Origin of the sequence: Dyella sp. KRB-257 (genome assembly GCF_049445995.1) — a bacterium.
In the GTDB taxonomy this organism is placed as follows: domain Bacteria; phylum Pseudomonadota; class Gammaproteobacteria; order Xanthomonadales; family Rhodanobacteraceae; genus Dyella_A.
Map to the genome: position 1 here is coordinate 259,118 of NZ_JBMSDZ010000002.1, position 14,193 is coordinate 273,310.

Consider the following 14,193-nt stretch of genomic DNA (forward strand, 5'->3'; position numbering starts at 1 on the left):
AGGCAAGAGTCCATGCCTGTTGCCCGACAGGCGGGACGCTTATCGGGCGAGCGCGCGTTCGCTGCGGTCGAGGAAATCGAGCATGGCACGCACGTCTTCGCTCTCGCGTGCCTGGGCGGCGAGCTGCTCGCGCGCTTCGGCCTGGCTCAGGCCCGCCATGTACAGCGTACGGTAGGCGCGCTTGATCGCGGAGATGCGCGCGGCATCGAAGCCGCGGCGCTTGAGGCCCTCGCTGTTGATGCCGCGCGGGCGGCCGCGGGTCTCGTTGGCCATCATCACGAACGGCGGCACGTCCGAGCCGACCAGGCAGCCCATGCCGATGAAGGCGTGCGCACCGACCTTGCAGAACTGGTGCACGCCCGAATAGCCCGACAGGATGGTCCAGTCGCCGATCTCCGCGTGGCCGGCCAGCGCCGAGTAGTTGGAGAACACCACGTGGTTGCCGATCTGGCAGTCGTGCGCCACGTGCACGTAGGCCAGCAGCCAGTTGTCGTTGCCGATGCGGGTGACGCCGCCGCCGTCGCCGGTGCCGCGGTTGATGGTGACGAACTCGCGAATCAGGTTGCGATCGCCGATCACCAGCTCGGTGCGTTCGCCCTTGAATTTCTTGTCCTGCGGATCGCCGCCGAGCGAGGCGAACTGGCTGATGCGGTTGTCGCGGCCGATGCGGGTCGGGCCCTCGATCACCACGTGCGGCCCGATGGTGGTGCCGTCACCGATCTCCACGTCCGAGCCGATGACGCTGTACGCGCCCACGCCGACGTTGTTGCCCAGCGCGGCGGACGGGTCGATCTGCGCGGTGGGATGGATCGATGCGGCGTGGATCATTTGTCGGACCTCGCGGCGCACATCAGCTCGCAGCTGGCCACTTCCTTGCCGTCCACCACGGTGCGCGCCATGAACAGGCCCATGCCGCGCATCAGGCGCTTGAGTGTCACTTCCAGCCGCAACTGGTCGCCCGGCACCACCGGAAAGGTGAAGCGGGCGTTGTCGATCTTGGCCAGGTAGAACAGCGGACTGCCCTGGTTGCCCTTCATGCGGCTGGAGATCTGGGTGAGCAGGCCGGCGGTCTGCGCCATCGCCTCGACGATGAGCACGCCGGGCATCACCGGATGGCCGGGGAAATGGCCCTGGAAGAACGGCTCGTTGATGGTGACGTTCTTCAGTGCCACCACGCGGGTATCGGGCTCCAGCTCGATCACCCGGTCCACCAGCAGGAACGGATAGCGGTGCGGCAGCAACTGCTGGATCTGCTCGACCTGCACCGGCAGGCTGAAGTCCGCGGCGTAATCACTCATTGTTGCTGTCCTTCTCCAGCGCCGAGAGACGGCGCGCGTAATCGTCGAGGTGTTTGAAGCGGGCGGCGTTCTTGCGCCACTGGCGGTTGTCCTGCAGCGGCGTGCCCGAGGAATATTCGCCCGGCTCGCGGATCGAGTGCGTCACCAGGCTCTTGGCGGTAATGGTAACGCGGTCGGCCAGTTCGAGATGGCCGAGCACCCCGGCGTTGCCGCCGATCATGCAGTAGCGGCCGATCTTCGCGCTGCCGGCCACCGCGGCGCAGCCGGCCAGCGCGGTGTGCGCGCCGATGTGCACGTTGTGGGCGATCTGGATCTGGTTGTCCAGGCGCACGTCCTCCTCCAGCACGGTGTCGTCCAGCGCGCCGCGGTCGATGGTGGTGTTGGCGCCGATCTCGCAGTCGTCGCCGATGCGCACGCCGCCGAGCTGCGGCAGCTTGATCCAGTGGTCGGTGTCGAAGGCCAGGCCGAAGCCGTCCGCGCCGATCACCGCCCCTGGATGCACCAGTACCCGCTTGCCGAGCGTCACGCGCGCCACCAGCGTCACGCGGGCGACCAGCCGCGACTGTGCGCCGACCATGCAGCCCTCGCCGACGATGCAGTGCGGGCCGAGCACGGCGCCGTCCTCGATCACCGCGTCGGCCTCCACCACGCAGCACGGTCCCACGCTGGCGCTGGCGCTCACGCGCGCCTGCGGCGACACCACGGCGGACGGATGGATGCCCGCCGGCGAGGCGGGCAGGCGCTCGAACAGCGCCGCGATCTTCGCGTAGGCCACGTAGGGGTCGCGCGCGATCAGGGCGCTGCCCGGGCACTGCGCGGCATCGGCCTCGCGCAGCACCACCACGCCGGCGCGCGTGCCGGCCAGCTGCCCGGCGTACTTGCTGTTGGACAGGAAGCTGAGCTGATGGGGGCCAGCGCCGGCCAGGGTACCGACGCCCTCGACGCGGCGGCTGCCGTCGCCGTGCACGTGCAGGCCGAAGCGCTCCGCCAGCTGGCTGACCGTATAGTGGTTGGCGCTCATGGAACCTCCGGAAAGCGCGCCATTGTAGGGGAGGCGGGCGCCGGTGTCCGCGTGCGGCGGCGAAGGGAAACCGGCCCTCAACGCACAAGCGCGGCCGGAGCCGCGCTTGTGAAAGGTGCCGGGAGGCCGCGTCGCCTGCGGTCAGAACTGGCTGCCGAAGGTGAACTGGATGCGCTCCTCGTAGTGACGGTCTTCCGGCTTGGAGCGGATCGGCGTGGCGAAATTGATGATCAGCGGGCCGATCGGCGCCTGCCAGTGCAGCGAGATGCCGGCCGAGGCGCGCAGGTCGCCGGCCTTGAAGCTCTGGTAGTCCTTGTAGGCATTGCCGACGTCGACGAACAGCGACACGCGGGCGGTGTTGACGTCCTTCAGGAACGGCAGCGGCAGGTACAGTTCGGTGGTACCCAGCACCTTGAACGCACCGCCGATCGGCTGCGCGTAGCTGTAGTAGCTGCCGTTGCAGTTGCCCCTGCTGTCCGGTACCACCGGCTGGCCGGTGGACGTCAGGCCGGAGCACGCACGTGGACCCAGGGTGTTGTCCTGGAAGCCGCGCACGTCGCGCACGCCGCCGGAGTAGAAGTTCTGCCAGAACGGGTAGGCGACTTTTTGGCCGGCCTGATACTGGCCGAACGTCCGGCCATACGTCTGGTTGCCGTAGGTTCCGCCGTACTGCGCCTGGCCGTCGGTGTAGAGCACGAAGCCGCCGCCGATCGGCCAGTAGTGGTTGGCCTCGGCGCTGACCTTGAAATACTCCACCGTGGAGCCGGGCAGCGCCACGTCGGTGGACAGCGAGAGCAGGCCGCCGCGGGTCGGCGCCCAGTAGCTGTTGCGGGTGTCGTGGCTCCAGCCCAGCGTGCCGGTCCACTCGTGGATCGTCCGCTTGCCCAGCGCGTTCTGGTAGTCCAGCAGTACCTGCGGGGTATAGCCGGAGAACAGGTTGATGCTGTTGCTGCTCAGACCCAGACCCACGCGCAGGCTGTCGAGCTCGGAGATGGGGATGCCGAGGTAGGTGGAGAATGAGGTGGCGCTGGTGGAGTAGTTGGCGAAGTTGGTGTTGCCGTAGTCGGTCTTGGAGTAGCCGACGCTGTAGCCGATACCGATGCCGTTGTCGGTGAGATACGGGTTGTAGTAGCTGGCGTTGATGCGCTTGTAGTACGTGCTGGTTTCCGCGCCCACGCTGAAGCTGTCGCCGGTGCCCATGAAGTTGTTCTGCGACACCGAGGCGGACAGGATGATGCCCGAGTACTGCGAGTAGCCCACGCCGAACTGCAGGCTGCCGGCGGACTGCTCTTCCACCTTCACCGTCACGTCGACCTTGTCCTCGGTGCCCGGCACGCGCTGCTTGTCGATGTCGACCTTCTTGAAATAGCCCAGTTGCTGCAGGCGAATCTTCGAGCGGTCGATCGCCGCCTGCGAGTACCACGAGCCTTCGAGCTGGCGCAGCTGGCGGCGCATCACGTCGTCTTCGGTGCGGGTGTTGCCCTGGAAGATCACGCGGCGCACGTACACGCGCTGGCCCGGCTCGATGTAGAAGGTCATGTCGACCGTGCGCTTGTCCTTGTCCAGCTTCGGCACCGGGGTGACCTTGGCGTAGGCGAAGCCGATGTTGGCCAGGATGCCCTTGATCGCGTCGGAGGTGGCCTCGACCGCGGCGCGGTTGAAGGTGTCGCCGGTCTTGACGAACACCAGCTTGCGCAGCGTCTCCTCGGGCAGGATCAGCTTGCCCAGCAGGTGCACGCCGGACACCTTGTAGATCTCGCCTTCCTTGATGCTGGCGGCGATGTACATCTCACGCTTGTCCGGCGCGATGGTGACCTGGGTGGAGTCCACGCCGAAGTCGGCGTAGCCGCGGTTCATGTAGTACGACTGCAGCTTCTCCAGGTCGCCGGAGAGCTTCTCGCGCGAATACTGGTCGTTTTTCGAATACCAGGACATCCAGTTGGTGGTGCCGGACTCGAAGTTGTCCTCGATCTGCTTGTCGGTGAACCTGGTGTTGCCGACGATGTTGATTTCCTTGAGCTTGGCGACCTTGCCCTCGCGGATCTCGATGTCCAGCGCCACGCGGTTGCGGTCCAGCCGCGTCACGTGCGGATCGATCGACACGTTGTACTTGCCGCGGTTGTAGTACTGGGTGATCAGCTCCTGCTTCACGCGGTCCAGCGAGAGACGGTCGAAGGTCTCGCCTTCGGACAGGCCGATCTCCTTCAGCCCCTTGCGCAGGTCCGCTTCCTTGATGTCCTTGTTGCCGCGCAGGGTGAGCTTGGCGATCGAGGGACGCTCGACCACCTTGATCACCAGGATGCTGCCCTCGCGGGTGAGCTGCACGTCGCTGAAAAACTTGGTGTTGTACAGCGCGCGGATGGCGCGCTGGGCCTCGTCCTCGGTGAGCTGGTCGCCCTTGTTCACCGGCAGGTAGTTGTAGATCGTGCCGGCGGAAATGCGGTTGAGGCCATCGATGCGGATATCGGAAACGACGAACGGCTCGAAAGCCACCGCGTTGGCGGAGAGGGAGGCAAGCAGGATCAGGGCGGCGATACGCTTCATCGTCGATTCCGTTGGGTTATTTCTGCGGGACGATCAAGACGATCGCCCCGGACAATGCTTGGAACAGGAGCATATCCGGCGCCGCGGCGGGGATGCCGCCCGGCCGGACTGGATCACTTGTTCCGGAGACAGGCCGGCGGTGCAGGCAGCCGGCAGGAAAGATCGCCATCGCTGCCGTCACGACAGCAGGATGCGATGGAGGTCGTTGTAGAACGCCAGGCCCATCATCGTGAACAGCAGGGCGAGCCCCACGTACTGGCCGGCGATCATGGTGCGTTCGCTCACCGGGCTGCCCTTGACCAACTCAATAAGGTAATACAGCAGGTGACCGCCGTCCAAGAGCGGAATCGGCAGCAGGTTGAGGATGCACAGGCTCAACGAGACCATGCCGAGGAAGTTGAGGAACCAAGCCGGCCCCATGCTGGCCGACTGGTTGGCGACCTGGGCGATGCCGATCACGCCGGAGAGATTTTTGGTGGAGGCCTCACCGGTGAGCATCTTGCCGATCATGCGGAAGGTCTGCGCAGCGCTGCTCCAGGTGGTGTCGAACGAGGCACCGAGTGCCTTGAGCGGGCCGTAGTGCTGGATCGCCGACTCGCGCGGCATCGACTCCACGCCGATCACCCAGCGCGTCGGCTGGCCTTCGAGCGAGGACCGCTCGGCCACCACCGTGAGCGGCACCGTAGCGCCATTGCGCTGCACGACGATCGCCAGGGTCGGCGACTTGGTCGCCTGCTCGGGGATCAGCTTCTGGAACTGCATGTAGTCGTCGATCGCCACGCCATTGACGCTCACGATGCGGTCGCCGCCCTGCATGCCGGCCCTGGCGGCGGGCATGCCGGGCATCACCGTGCCGACGACCGGCGCGGCCGGTGCCAGCGAGAGGCCGAGCGTGTCGAGGTACTGGCCCACATCCTGGCCGGCCGGCAGCCGGTCCAGCGGCAGCGAGATGGCGCGCTCCGCGCCGTCGGCACTGCGCACCTGCATGGTCAGCGCTTCGCGGCCGAGCAGGGCGTCGACCAGGTCGTCCATGGCGCCGGTCCAGGTGGTCACGCGGTGCCCGCCCACGCTGAGCACGCGATCGCCCGGGCGGATGCCCGCCTCGGCGGCCATGCTGTGCGGCGCGGCGGTGACCACCGGCGCGGCATCCGGACGGCCCAGCATGAACATCGCCCAGAACGCCGCCAGCGTGAAGATGAGATTGAAGCCGGGGCCGGCGGCCACGATGGCGATGCGCTGCCACACCGGCTTGCCGGTGAACTCCTGGTCGCGCAGGGTCGGGTCGACGTCACCCTCGCGGGCGTCGAGCATCTTCACGTAGCCGCCCAGCGGGATCATCGCCACCTGGTATTCGGTGCCGTCACGCGCGGTGCGCTTCCAGATCGCCTTGCCGAAGCCCACCGAGAAGCGCAGCACTTTCACGCCGCAGCGGCGTGCGACCCAGAAATGACCGAATTCGTGAAAGGTCACCAGCACGCCCAGCGTGACCAGCAACCAGAACACCGAGCCGAAAAAAGGATTCATCGATAAGAGCTTATCAGCATGCGTGGCGGAGGATGCGGCGCGCGGCGACGCGCGCGGTCTGGTCACGCTCGACGAGCGTCCGGACATCGACCACGCGCTGCGCCGGCAGTTCCGCCAGCACGCTCTCCACCAGGTTGGCGATGTCGAGAAAGCCGAGCGCCCCGGCGAGGAAGGCGTCCACCGCGACCTCGTTGGCCGCGTTCAGGATCGCCGGCGCGTCGCCGCCGGCGCGCAGCGCCTGGAACGCCAGCGCGAGGCAGCGGAAGGTGTCGGTGTCGGGCTGCTCGAACTGCAGCGGCGCCAGCGCGGCCAGGTCCAGCGGCGCGACGCCGGTATCCACGCGCTCCGGCCAGGCCAGCGCGTGGCCGATCGCGGTGCGCATGTCCGGGTTGCCCAGTTGCGCCAGTACCGAGCCGTCGACGTAGTCCACCATCGAATGCACCAGGCTCTGCGGGTGCACCAGCACCTCGATGGCGTCGGCCGGCGCGCCGAACAGATGGTGCGCCTCGATCACCTCCAGCCCCTTGTTCATCAGGGTCGCCGAGTCGACCGAGATCTTGCGGCCCATCACCCAGTTCGGGTGGGCGCAGGCCTGCGCGGGCGTGATGTCGGCCAGTTCGGCGCGCTTGCGCCCGCGGAACGGTCCGCCGGAGGCGGTCAGGATCAGCCGCCGCACGCCGCTTTTCGCCAGATCCGGGCGACCGCCGGGCAGGCACTGGAAGATCGCGTTGTGCTCGGAGTCGACCGGGATCAGCTCGCCGCCGCCTTCGCGCAGCGCGGCCAGCAGCAGCGGGCCGGCCATCACGATGGATTCCTTGTTGGCCAGCAGCAGGCGCTTGCCGGCGCGGGCGGCGGCCAGGGTGGAATCCAGTCCGGCGGCGCCCACGATGGCGGCGACCACCGTGTCGCACAGCGCGCCGGCCGCCGCGGCGCAGATCGCCTCGGTACCGCTGGCCACCTCGCAGCGCACGCCGGCTGCCGCGAGGCCACGGGCGAGCCCGTCTTCCAGCGCCGGGTCGGCGATGATCGCCAGCTCCGGGCGGTGCCGTTCGCACAGTGCGACCAGCGCGTCGACCTGCCGGTGCGCGGCCAGCACGGTGGCGCGCAAGCGCTCCGGATGCCGGGCGATCACGTCCAGCGTGTTGCCGCCGATCGAGCCGGTGGCGCCGAATATCGCCACGCGCCTCATGACAGCGGCAGCACGTCGATCGCCCACAGGCCCAGCGCAAACACCGGCATCGCGGCAAACACGCTGTCGAGGCGGTCGAGCAGGCCGCCGTGGCCGGGAAAGATCTGGCCGGAGTCCTTCATCTTGGCGTGGCGCTTCATCAGGCTCTCGATCAGGTCGCCCACGATCGACGCCGCCACGGTGAGCGCCACCACCACGATAAGGCCGACCAGGCGTGCATCGCGTACGCCGAGCAGCCAGCCGCCCACGCCCACCACCAGCGCCGCCGCCAGGAAGGCGCCGTAGACACCGGCCCAGGTCTTGCCCGGGCTGATCTGCGGCGCGAGCTTGCGCTTGCCGAACAGGCGGCCGGCGAAGTACGCGCCGATGTCCGCCGCCCACACGATCGCCAGGCCGAGGAAGGTCCACCAGTGGCCGTGCGGCGCGATGCGATGGATCAGCACCAGCGCCGCCCACGCCGGCACCATCACGAACAGCCCGGCCAGCAATTTGAGCCGGCGGTTCTCCGGCGTAGGCGCGGCGCCGAAGGCGAAGTGGCGCAGCCACGCGCAGGCCAGCAGCCACCACAGCACGCCTGCCGCGGCGAGCGCGCCCCACAGCCGCGGATCGTGCGGCCACCACGCCGCGATGACGGTCAGCGCGAACAGCGCCAGCATGGCGATCCGCGCCACGGTGGAGGCCAGGCCGCTGAGCCGGGTCCACTCCCACACGCCCACCAGGAAGGCCGCCGCCACCATCGCCGCAAACACCGGCGTGCCCGGCCCCAGGATGATGAACAGGGCCAGCGGGATCAGCAGCAGGGTGGTGAGGGTGCGCTGGAGCAGCATGGAAATCCTTCGTTGGGTCAGCGCGGCGGCGCGGTGGCGACCTGCTCGCTGGTGCGCCCGTAGCGGCGCTCGCGGCGAGCATAGTCGTCGATGGCACGGGCCAGGCAGGCCTGGTTGAAATCCGGCCACAGCGTATCGGTGAAGTAGAGCTCGGCGTAGGCGGCCTGCCACAGCAGGAAATTGCTGATGCGCTGTTCGCCGCCGGTGCGGATGAACAGATCCAGCGGCGGCAGCTCGGCCAGGCTCATCCAGCGGCCCAGTGTGGCCTCGTCCAGTGCCTCGACCGCCAGTTCGCCGCGGCCGATCGCCAGCGCGGCCTGCCGCGCCGCCTGCACGATGTCCCAGCGGCCGCCGTAGTTCACCGCGATGTTGAGCTGCAGGCGGGTGTTCTTGGCGGTACGCACCATGGCCCGCTCCATGCGCTGGCGCAGCTCGTCGCCGAAGCCCGCCAGCTCGCCGACGAAGCGCAGCCGCACGCCCTGCGCGTGCAGCTCGTCCACTTCCTTGTCCAGCGCGCGCAGGAACAGCCCCATCAGCGCGCTCACCTCGTCCTCGGGGCGCTGCCAGTTCTCGCTGGAGAAGGCGAACAGGGTAAGCGCCTCCACGCCCTGGCGCACGCAGCCTTCGATCACCTCGCGCACCGCCTTGCGCCCGGCGTTGTGGCCGAAGCTGCGCGGCTGGAAACGGGCCCTGGCCCAGCGGCCGTTGCCGTCCATCACGATGGCGATGTGGCGGGGGATGGTCATGGGCGTGCGCAACTAAGTCCTTCTCCCCCGTTCCCAATCATAGATGGGGGAGAGGGAGCAGGGCGTGGGCGCGGTGTCGCGTTCATGGCAACGAGCGGAGAGCGCTCAAATCGCCATCAACTCGTCTTCCTTGGCCCTGACCATGGCGTCGACGTCCTTGACGAAGCGGTCGGTCAGCTTCTGGATCTCGTCGTCGGCCTTGCGCTCTTCGTCTTCGGTGATCTGTTTTTCCTTGAGTAGATCCTTGACCTGCTGCAGGGCGTCGCGGCGGATGTTGCGAATGGCGATCTTCGCGTTCTCGCCCTCGTGGCCCACGTGCTTGGCCAGTTCGCGGCGGCGCTCCTCGGTCAGCGGCGGCATGTTGAGGCGGATCACCGTGCCGGCGGTGGTCGGCGTGATGCCGATGTCCGAGGCCATCAGGGCCTTCTCGATCACCGCCACCATATTCTTCTCGAACGGCGTGATGATGATCGAGCGCGAGTCGCCCAGCGCCACCGAGGCGACCTGGTTCAGCGGCATGTCCGCGCCGTAGTAGGGCACCTTGATGTTGTCCACCAGCGCGGTGCTGGCGCGGCCGGTGCGCAGGCGGGTCAGGTCGTGCTTGAGTGCGTCGATGCTCTTGCCCATGCGGGCCTGGGCATCGTTCTTGATGTCGTTGATCATGGGGCATCTTCCGAGGGATCAGGCGAGCCGGCAAGTATACCAGCGGCTTGCGGGCGGGCCGGCAGGATGCTTCGCGGCCGGGGTGGCGACCGCCTGGCCGGCGGCCGCCACAGTGGACAGTGCGCGGCGCGATCCGCGCGAGGGAATCAGCTGGCGCCGACGGTGGTGCCGATCGGCTCGCCGCGCATGATGCGCATCAGGTTGCCCGGCACGGTCATGTCGTAGATCACCATCGGCAGGCGGTGGTCGCGGCACAGCGCGATGGCGGCGGTGTCCATCACCGCCAGCTTGCGCTCGATCACCTCGTCGTAGGTGAGGTGATCGTAGCGGGTGGCATCGGCGTGCCGGGCCGGGTCGGCGGTGTAGATGCCGTCCACCTTGGTGGCCTTGAGCAGCAGGTCCGCACCCACCTCCACCGCACGCAGCGCGGCGGCCGAATCGGTGGTGAAGAACGGGTTGCCGATGCCGGCGGCAAACAGCACGATGCGGCCCTTCTCGATGTGACGGATCGCCCGGCGGCGGATGAAGTCCTCGGCCACGTCGTGGATCGGCAGGGCGCTCATCACGCGGGCGAAACCGCCGCGCTTCTCGATCGCGTCCTGCATCGCCAGCGCGTTCATCACCGTGGCCAGCATGCCCATATGGTCGCCGGTGACCCGGTCCATGCCGGCGGCGGCCAGTCCGGCGCCGCGGAAGATGTTGCCGCCGCCGATCACCACGCCGATCTGGATGCCGGCCCGCTGCACCTCGATGATCTCGTCGGCCAGCCGGCCGATCACCTTCGGGTCGATGCCGTAGTCGGCCTCGCCCATCAGCGCCTCACCGGAAAGTTTGAGCAGGATGCGCTGGTGCTTGAAGGGTTCGCTCATGGGGACTCCGGCTGGGTGGGGCAAACCGGCGCATTGTAGCGGAGCAGGGCGCCCTTCGGCCCCGCTGGCGTGTTTCGACGCATGACTTTCTGCCGCGCAGCATCCGGCGCGCCGGCGCTCAGCCTTTGCCGGGCGAGGCGGTTTGCAGCAAGGGCGCGTCGTGCGCCAGCAGGTGGGCTTCGCCGTGCTCGATGATGAAGTAGCGGAACGCCTCGGCTGCCGGCGAGAGCTGTCGCGCCTGCATCCGCACGATGAACCAGGTGCGCATCAGCGGCGTTCCCTCCAGCGGCAGGATCCGCAACAGGCCGCTGTGCAGTTCCAGGCCGATCGTGTGCAGCGAGAGCAGGCTCAGCCCTAACCCGGCCATCACGGCGTGCTTGATCGTCTCGTTGCTGGCCACCTCCATCGCCACCCGCGGCTCCAGCCGGTGCTCGTCGAAGAAAGCCTGCATCGCGGCACGGGTGCCCGAACCCTCCTCGCGGACCACGAACGGATGCGCCGCGAGCGTGTCCGGTGCGATCGCCTCCATGCGCGCCAGCGGATGATCGGGCGCGGCCACGAACACCAGCGGATGCGCGGCGAATGGCTCGGCGCGGGTCTCGATCTCGCGCGGCGGGCGACCCATCACCGACAGGTCGACTTCACCCGCCTGCATCAGCGCCACCAGCTGCCGTCGGTTGTGCGCCACCCGCAGCTTCAGTTCGATGCCGGGATGCTCCTGGTGGAAGCGCGCCAGCAGTTGCGGCACGAAATGCTTGGCGGTGCTGACGATGCCCAGGGTAAGCACGCCGCGGTCCAGCTTGAGGAAGCGCGCCATGGCGTCCTCGGCGTCGCGGTACGCGGCCAGCATGCGGCGGGCGTGCACCAGGAAGTACTCCCCCGCCGTCGACAAGCTCAGCCCGCGGCCCTCGCGGTTGAACAGCGCCAGCTGCAGCTGCGACTCCAGATCCTTGATCTGCATCGATACCGCCGGCGGGGTGATGTGCAGCGCGGCGGCGGCAGCCTGGTTGCTGCCCAAGCGGGCCACCTCCACGAAGATGCGCAGCTGGCGGAAGCTCAGATTCAAGGTTAATAAAAACCTGAAGAATTAGAGAATAAAAACTGACTTTTACTGAATTCGAGGCCAACCTACAGTCGACTCCACGCCGCGTCAATCACCCGCGCCGACCAGGAGTCCTGCATGAGCGCCGACCAGATCCACGCCGAAGCGACCGACATCACCGGCAACGCCAAGAGGCGCTACAGCGCCGGCGTCCTGAAGTACCGCCAGATGGGCTACTGGCAGCCCGACTACGTGCCCAGCGAGACCGACACCATCTGCCTGTTCCGGATCACCCCGCAGGACGGCGTCGATCCGGTCGAGGCGGCGGCCGCGGTCGCCGGCGAATCCTCCACCGCCACCTGGACGGTGGTCTGGACCGACCGGCTGACCGCCTGCGACAGCTACCGCGCCAAGGCCTTCCGGGTGGATCCGGTGCCGGGCACGCCGGGACAGTATTTCTGCTGGGTCGCCTACGACATCATCCTGTTCGAGGAAGGCTCGATCGCCAACATCACGGCGAGCCTGATCGGCAACGTGTTCTCGTTCAAGCCGCTCAAGGCGGCGCGCCTCGAGGACATCCGCATCCCCAAGGCGCTGATCAAGACCTTCAAGGGGCCGCCCTGCGGCCTGATCGTCGAGCGTGAGCGGCTGGACAAGTTCGGCCGTCCGCTGCTGGGCGCCACCACCAAGCCCAAGCTCGGCCTTTCCGGGCGCAACTACGGCCGGGTGATCTACGAGGGCCTCAAGGGCGGCCTCGATTTCATGAAGGACGACGAGAACATCAACTCGCAGCCGTTCATGCACTGGCGCGACCGCTTCCTCTACGTGATGGAAGGCGTCAACAAGGCCTCCGCCGCGACCGGCGAGGTGAAGGGCTCCTACCTCAACGTCACCGGCGCCACGATGGAAGACATCTACGAGCGCGCCGAATTCGCCAAGGAACTGGGCTCGGTGGTGATCATGGTCGACCTGATCATCGGCTGGAGTGCGATCCAGAGCATCGGCAACTGGGCGCGCCGCAACGACATGATCGTGCACATGCATCGCGCGGGGCACGGCACGTATACGCGACAGAAGAATCACGGCGTCAGTTTCCGCGTCATCGCCAAGTGGCTGCGCCTGGCCGGCGTCGACCACCTGCATGCCGGTACCGCGGTGGGCAAGCTGGAGGGCGATCCGCCGACCGTGCAGGGCTACTACAACGTGCTGCGCGATAGCTACACCAGGCAGGACCTTTCCCGTGGCCTGTTCTTCGACCAGGACTGGTGCGACACCAAGAAGGTGATGCCGGTGGCCTCGGGCGGCATCCACGCCGGCCAGATGCACCAGCTGATCGACCTGTTCGGCGACGACGTGATCCTGCAGTTCGGCGGCGGCACCATCGGCCATCCGGCCGGTATCCAGGCCGGCGCGGTAGCCAACCGGGTGGCGCTGGAGTGCATGGTCAAGGCGCGCAACGAGGGCAAGGACATCAAGAACGAAGGTCCGGAAATCCTCAAGAAGGCCGCGCAGACCTGCACGCCGCTGAAGCAGGCGCTCGATACCTGGGGCGACATCACCTTCAACTACACCTCGACCGACACCAGCGATTTCGCGGTGACCCCCGGCGTGTCCGCCTGACCCCTTGCCACGAAGGAGATCCGACCATGATGACCAATCCGACCGGCCGCATTACCCAGGGCCAGTTCAGCTTCCTGCCGGACCTCGCCGATGCGGAGATCACCCTGCAGATCGAGTACGGGCTGCGCCGGGGCTACGCCTGGAGCGTCGAGTACACCGACGACCCGCACCCGCGCAACACCTACTGGGAAATGTTCGGCATGCCGATGTTCGACCTGGCCGACGCCGCCGGCGTGCTGCTGGAGGTCAACCACTGCCGCAAGACATTTCCGCGGCACTACATCCGCCTGATGGCGTTCGATTCCACCCGCAACGTCGAGAGCATCGCGATGAGCTTCATCGTCAATCGGCCGGAGCACGAGCCGGGCTTCGGCCTGCAGCGACAGGAGGTGAACGGGCGCAGCCAGCACTACACCATCCACGGCTATGCCGCCGACAAACCGGAGGGCGAGCGCTACTGAGCGACGCACCGCCATCTCCCGGACGACACGCACTGTCGACCGGGAGCGTGATCACCGCTCCGCTTCATCCGCCACGAGGTCACGCCATGTACCGCATCGCTCCATCGATCCTTTCCGCCGACTTCGCCCGCCTGGGCGAGGAGGTGCGCGACGTCATCGCCGCCGGCGCCGACTGCTTCGTCGCCGGCTCGGCGATCTTCGGCCAGCCCGATTACCGCCGGGTGATCGACGCGATGCGCGCCGAACTGGCGCAGGTGCACTGAGAGGGTGTCGACAAAATAATCAGCTTGCGAGTCTGGTAGCAAGGATACGCGCCTCGACCAGCCAAACCCAAGCCACCGGTGCCCATGACGAACGGTCGTGGTGCGCCATCAGGCGGCGGGCGCGCT

Annotated in this window: 14 protein-coding genes; 3 read left to right on the forward strand and 11 right to left on the reverse strand. The window is 67.6% G+C overall.

All coding sequences use genetic code 11. The features are described 5' to 3' along the window. Positions 1-39: 39 nt before the first annotated feature. The 11 genes from lpxA to ACO2Q2_RS02775 form a co-directional block, all read right to left on the reverse strand. Positions 40-828: an acyl-ACP--UDP-N-acetylglucosamine O-acyltransferase gene (lpxA, locus tag ACO2Q2_RS02725; RefSeq protein WP_423254223.1), complete on the reverse strand. Its 789-nt coding sequence runs from the start codon at positions 826-828 to the stop codon at positions 40-42. Next, entirely contained in the window at positions 825-1,298 is a 474-nt protein-coding gene (fabZ, locus tag ACO2Q2_RS02730) for a 3-hydroxyacyl-ACP dehydratase FabZ (protein WP_423254224.1), read from the reverse strand. The genes lpxA and fabZ overlap by 4 nt, the downstream gene beginning before the upstream one ends. Then, positions 1,291-2,319: a UDP-3-O-(3-hydroxymyristoyl)glucosamine N-acyltransferase gene (lpxD, locus tag ACO2Q2_RS02735; RefSeq protein WP_423254225.1), complete on the reverse strand. Its 1,029-nt coding sequence runs from the start codon at positions 2,317-2,319 to the stop codon at positions 1,291-1,293. The genes fabZ and lpxD overlap by 8 nt, the downstream gene beginning before the upstream one ends. 141 nt (positions 2,320-2,460) lie before the next feature. Next, positions 2,461-4,863 carry an outer membrane protein assembly factor BamA gene (gene bamA, locus ACO2Q2_RS02740; RefSeq protein ID WP_423254226.1) on the reverse strand — a complete coding sequence of 801 codons (2,403 nt, stop codon included), beginning with the start codon at positions 4,861-4,863 and terminating at the stop codon, positions 2,461-2,463. A 177-nt stretch (positions 4,864-5,040) separates the two neighbouring features. After that, a complete protein-coding gene (gene rseP / locus ACO2Q2_RS02745; RefSeq protein WP_423254227.1) occupies positions 5,041-6,387 on the reverse strand; it encodes an RIP metalloprotease RseP in 1,347 nt (448 codons plus the stop codon). Positions 6,388-6,400: 13 nt separating this feature from the next. Next, a complete protein-coding gene (locus ACO2Q2_RS02750; RefSeq protein WP_423254228.1) occupies positions 6,401-7,576 on the reverse strand; it encodes a 1-deoxy-D-xylulose-5-phosphate reductoisomerase in 1,176 nt (391 codons plus the stop codon). After that, positions 7,573-8,403 carry a phosphatidate cytidylyltransferase gene (locus ACO2Q2_RS02755; protein ID WP_423254229.1) on the reverse strand — a complete coding sequence of 277 codons (831 nt, stop codon included), beginning with the start codon at positions 8,401-8,403 and terminating at the stop codon, positions 7,573-7,575. Before ACO2Q2_RS02755 ends, ACO2Q2_RS02750 begins: the two co-directional genes overlap by 4 nt. Positions 8,404-8,420: 17 nt before the next feature. Then, entirely contained in the window at positions 8,421-9,149 is a 729-nt protein-coding gene (gene uppS / locus ACO2Q2_RS02760; RefSeq protein WP_423254230.1) for a polyprenyl diphosphate synthase, read from the reverse strand. 105 nt (positions 9,150-9,254) lie between these two features. Continuing rightward, positions 9,255-9,812, reverse strand: a complete 558-nt coding sequence (gene frr, locus ACO2Q2_RS02765) for a ribosome recycling factor (RefSeq protein WP_423254231.1) — start codon at positions 9,810-9,812, stop codon at positions 9,255-9,257. A 146-nt stretch (positions 9,813-9,958) separates the two neighbouring features. Beyond that, positions 9,959-10,681 (reverse strand): UMP kinase, encoded by a 723-nt coding sequence (gene pyrH, locus ACO2Q2_RS02770; RefSeq protein ID WP_423254232.1) that lies wholly within the window; start codon positions 10,679-10,681, stop codon positions 9,959-9,961. A 118-nt stretch (positions 10,682-10,799) separates the two neighbouring features. Continuing rightward, a complete protein-coding gene (locus ACO2Q2_RS02775; RefSeq protein WP_423254233.1) occupies positions 10,800-11,747 on the reverse strand; it encodes a LysR substrate-binding domain-containing protein in 948 nt (315 codons plus the stop codon). 114 nt (positions 11,748-11,861) lie between these two features. On the opposite strand from ACO2Q2_RS02775, the gene ACO2Q2_RS02780 reads away from it, so the two are divergent. The 3 genes from ACO2Q2_RS02780 (at position 11,862) to ACO2Q2_RS02790 (ending at position 14,067) form a co-directional block, all read left to right on the forward strand. Then, positions 11,862-13,343 carry a form I ribulose bisphosphate carboxylase large subunit gene (locus ACO2Q2_RS02780; protein WP_423254234.1) on the forward strand — a complete coding sequence of 494 codons (1,482 nt, stop codon included), beginning with the start codon at positions 11,862-11,864 and terminating at the stop codon, positions 13,341-13,343. A 26-nt stretch (positions 13,344-13,369) separates the two neighbouring features. Beyond that, entirely contained in the window at positions 13,370-13,804 is a 435-nt protein-coding gene (locus tag ACO2Q2_RS02785; RefSeq protein WP_423254235.1) for a ribulose bisphosphate carboxylase small subunit, read from the forward strand. Positions 13,805-13,890: 86 nt separating this feature from the next. Beyond that, the gene (locus ACO2Q2_RS02790; RefSeq protein ID WP_423254243.1) at positions 13,891-14,067 is read left to right on the forward strand and encodes a hypothetical protein; all 177 of its coding nucleotides are present in this window, start codon (positions 13,891-13,893) and stop codon (positions 14,065-14,067) included. Positions 14,068-14,193 lie beyond the last annotated feature (126 nt).

Coding starts and splice junctions, on each gene's coding strand:
- lpxA (WP_423254223.1), bottom strand. CDS start 828: ATGATCCACGCCGCATCGATCCATCCCACCGCGCAGATCGACCCGTCC.
- fabZ (WP_423254224.1), bottom strand. CDS start 1,298: ATGAGTGATTACGCCGCGGACTTCAGCCTGCCGGTGCAGGTCGAGCAG.
- lpxD (WP_423254225.1), bottom strand. CDS start 2,319: ATGAGCGCCAACCACTATACGGTCAGCCAGCTGGCGGAGCGCTTCGGC.
- bamA (WP_423254226.1), bottom strand. CDS start 4,863: ATGAAGCGTATCGCCGCCCTGATCCTGCTTGCCTCCCTCTCCGCCAAC.
- rseP (WP_423254227.1), bottom strand. CDS start 6,387: ATGAATCCTTTTTTCGGCTCGGTGTTCTGGTTGCTGGTCACGCTGGGC.
- ACO2Q2_RS02750 (WP_423254228.1), bottom strand. CDS start 7,576: ATGAGGCGCGTGGCGATATTCGGCGCCACCGGCTCGATCGGCGGCAAC.
- ACO2Q2_RS02755 (WP_423254229.1), bottom strand. CDS start 8,403: ATGCTGCTCCAGCGCACCCTCACCACCCTGCTGCTGATCCCGCTGGCC.
- uppS (WP_423254230.1), bottom strand. CDS start 9,149: ATGACCATCCCCCGCCACATCGCCATCGTGATGGACGGCAACGGCCGC.
- frr (WP_423254231.1), bottom strand. CDS start 9,812: ATGATCAACGACATCAAGAACGATGCCCAGGCCCGCATGGGCAAGAGC.
- pyrH (WP_423254232.1), bottom strand. CDS start 10,681: ATGAGCGAACCCTTCAAGCACCAGCGCATCCTGCTCAAACTTTCCGGT.
- ACO2Q2_RS02780 (WP_423254234.1), top strand. CDS start 11,862: ATGAGCGCCGACCAGATCCACGCCGAAGCGACCGACATCACCGGCAAC.
- ACO2Q2_RS02785 (WP_423254235.1), top strand. CDS start 13,370: ATGATGACCAATCCGACCGGCCGCATTACCCAGGGCCAGTTCAGCTTC.
- ACO2Q2_RS02790 (WP_423254243.1), top strand. CDS start 13,891: ATGTACCGCATCGCTCCATCGATCCTTTCCGCCGACTTCGCCCGCCTG.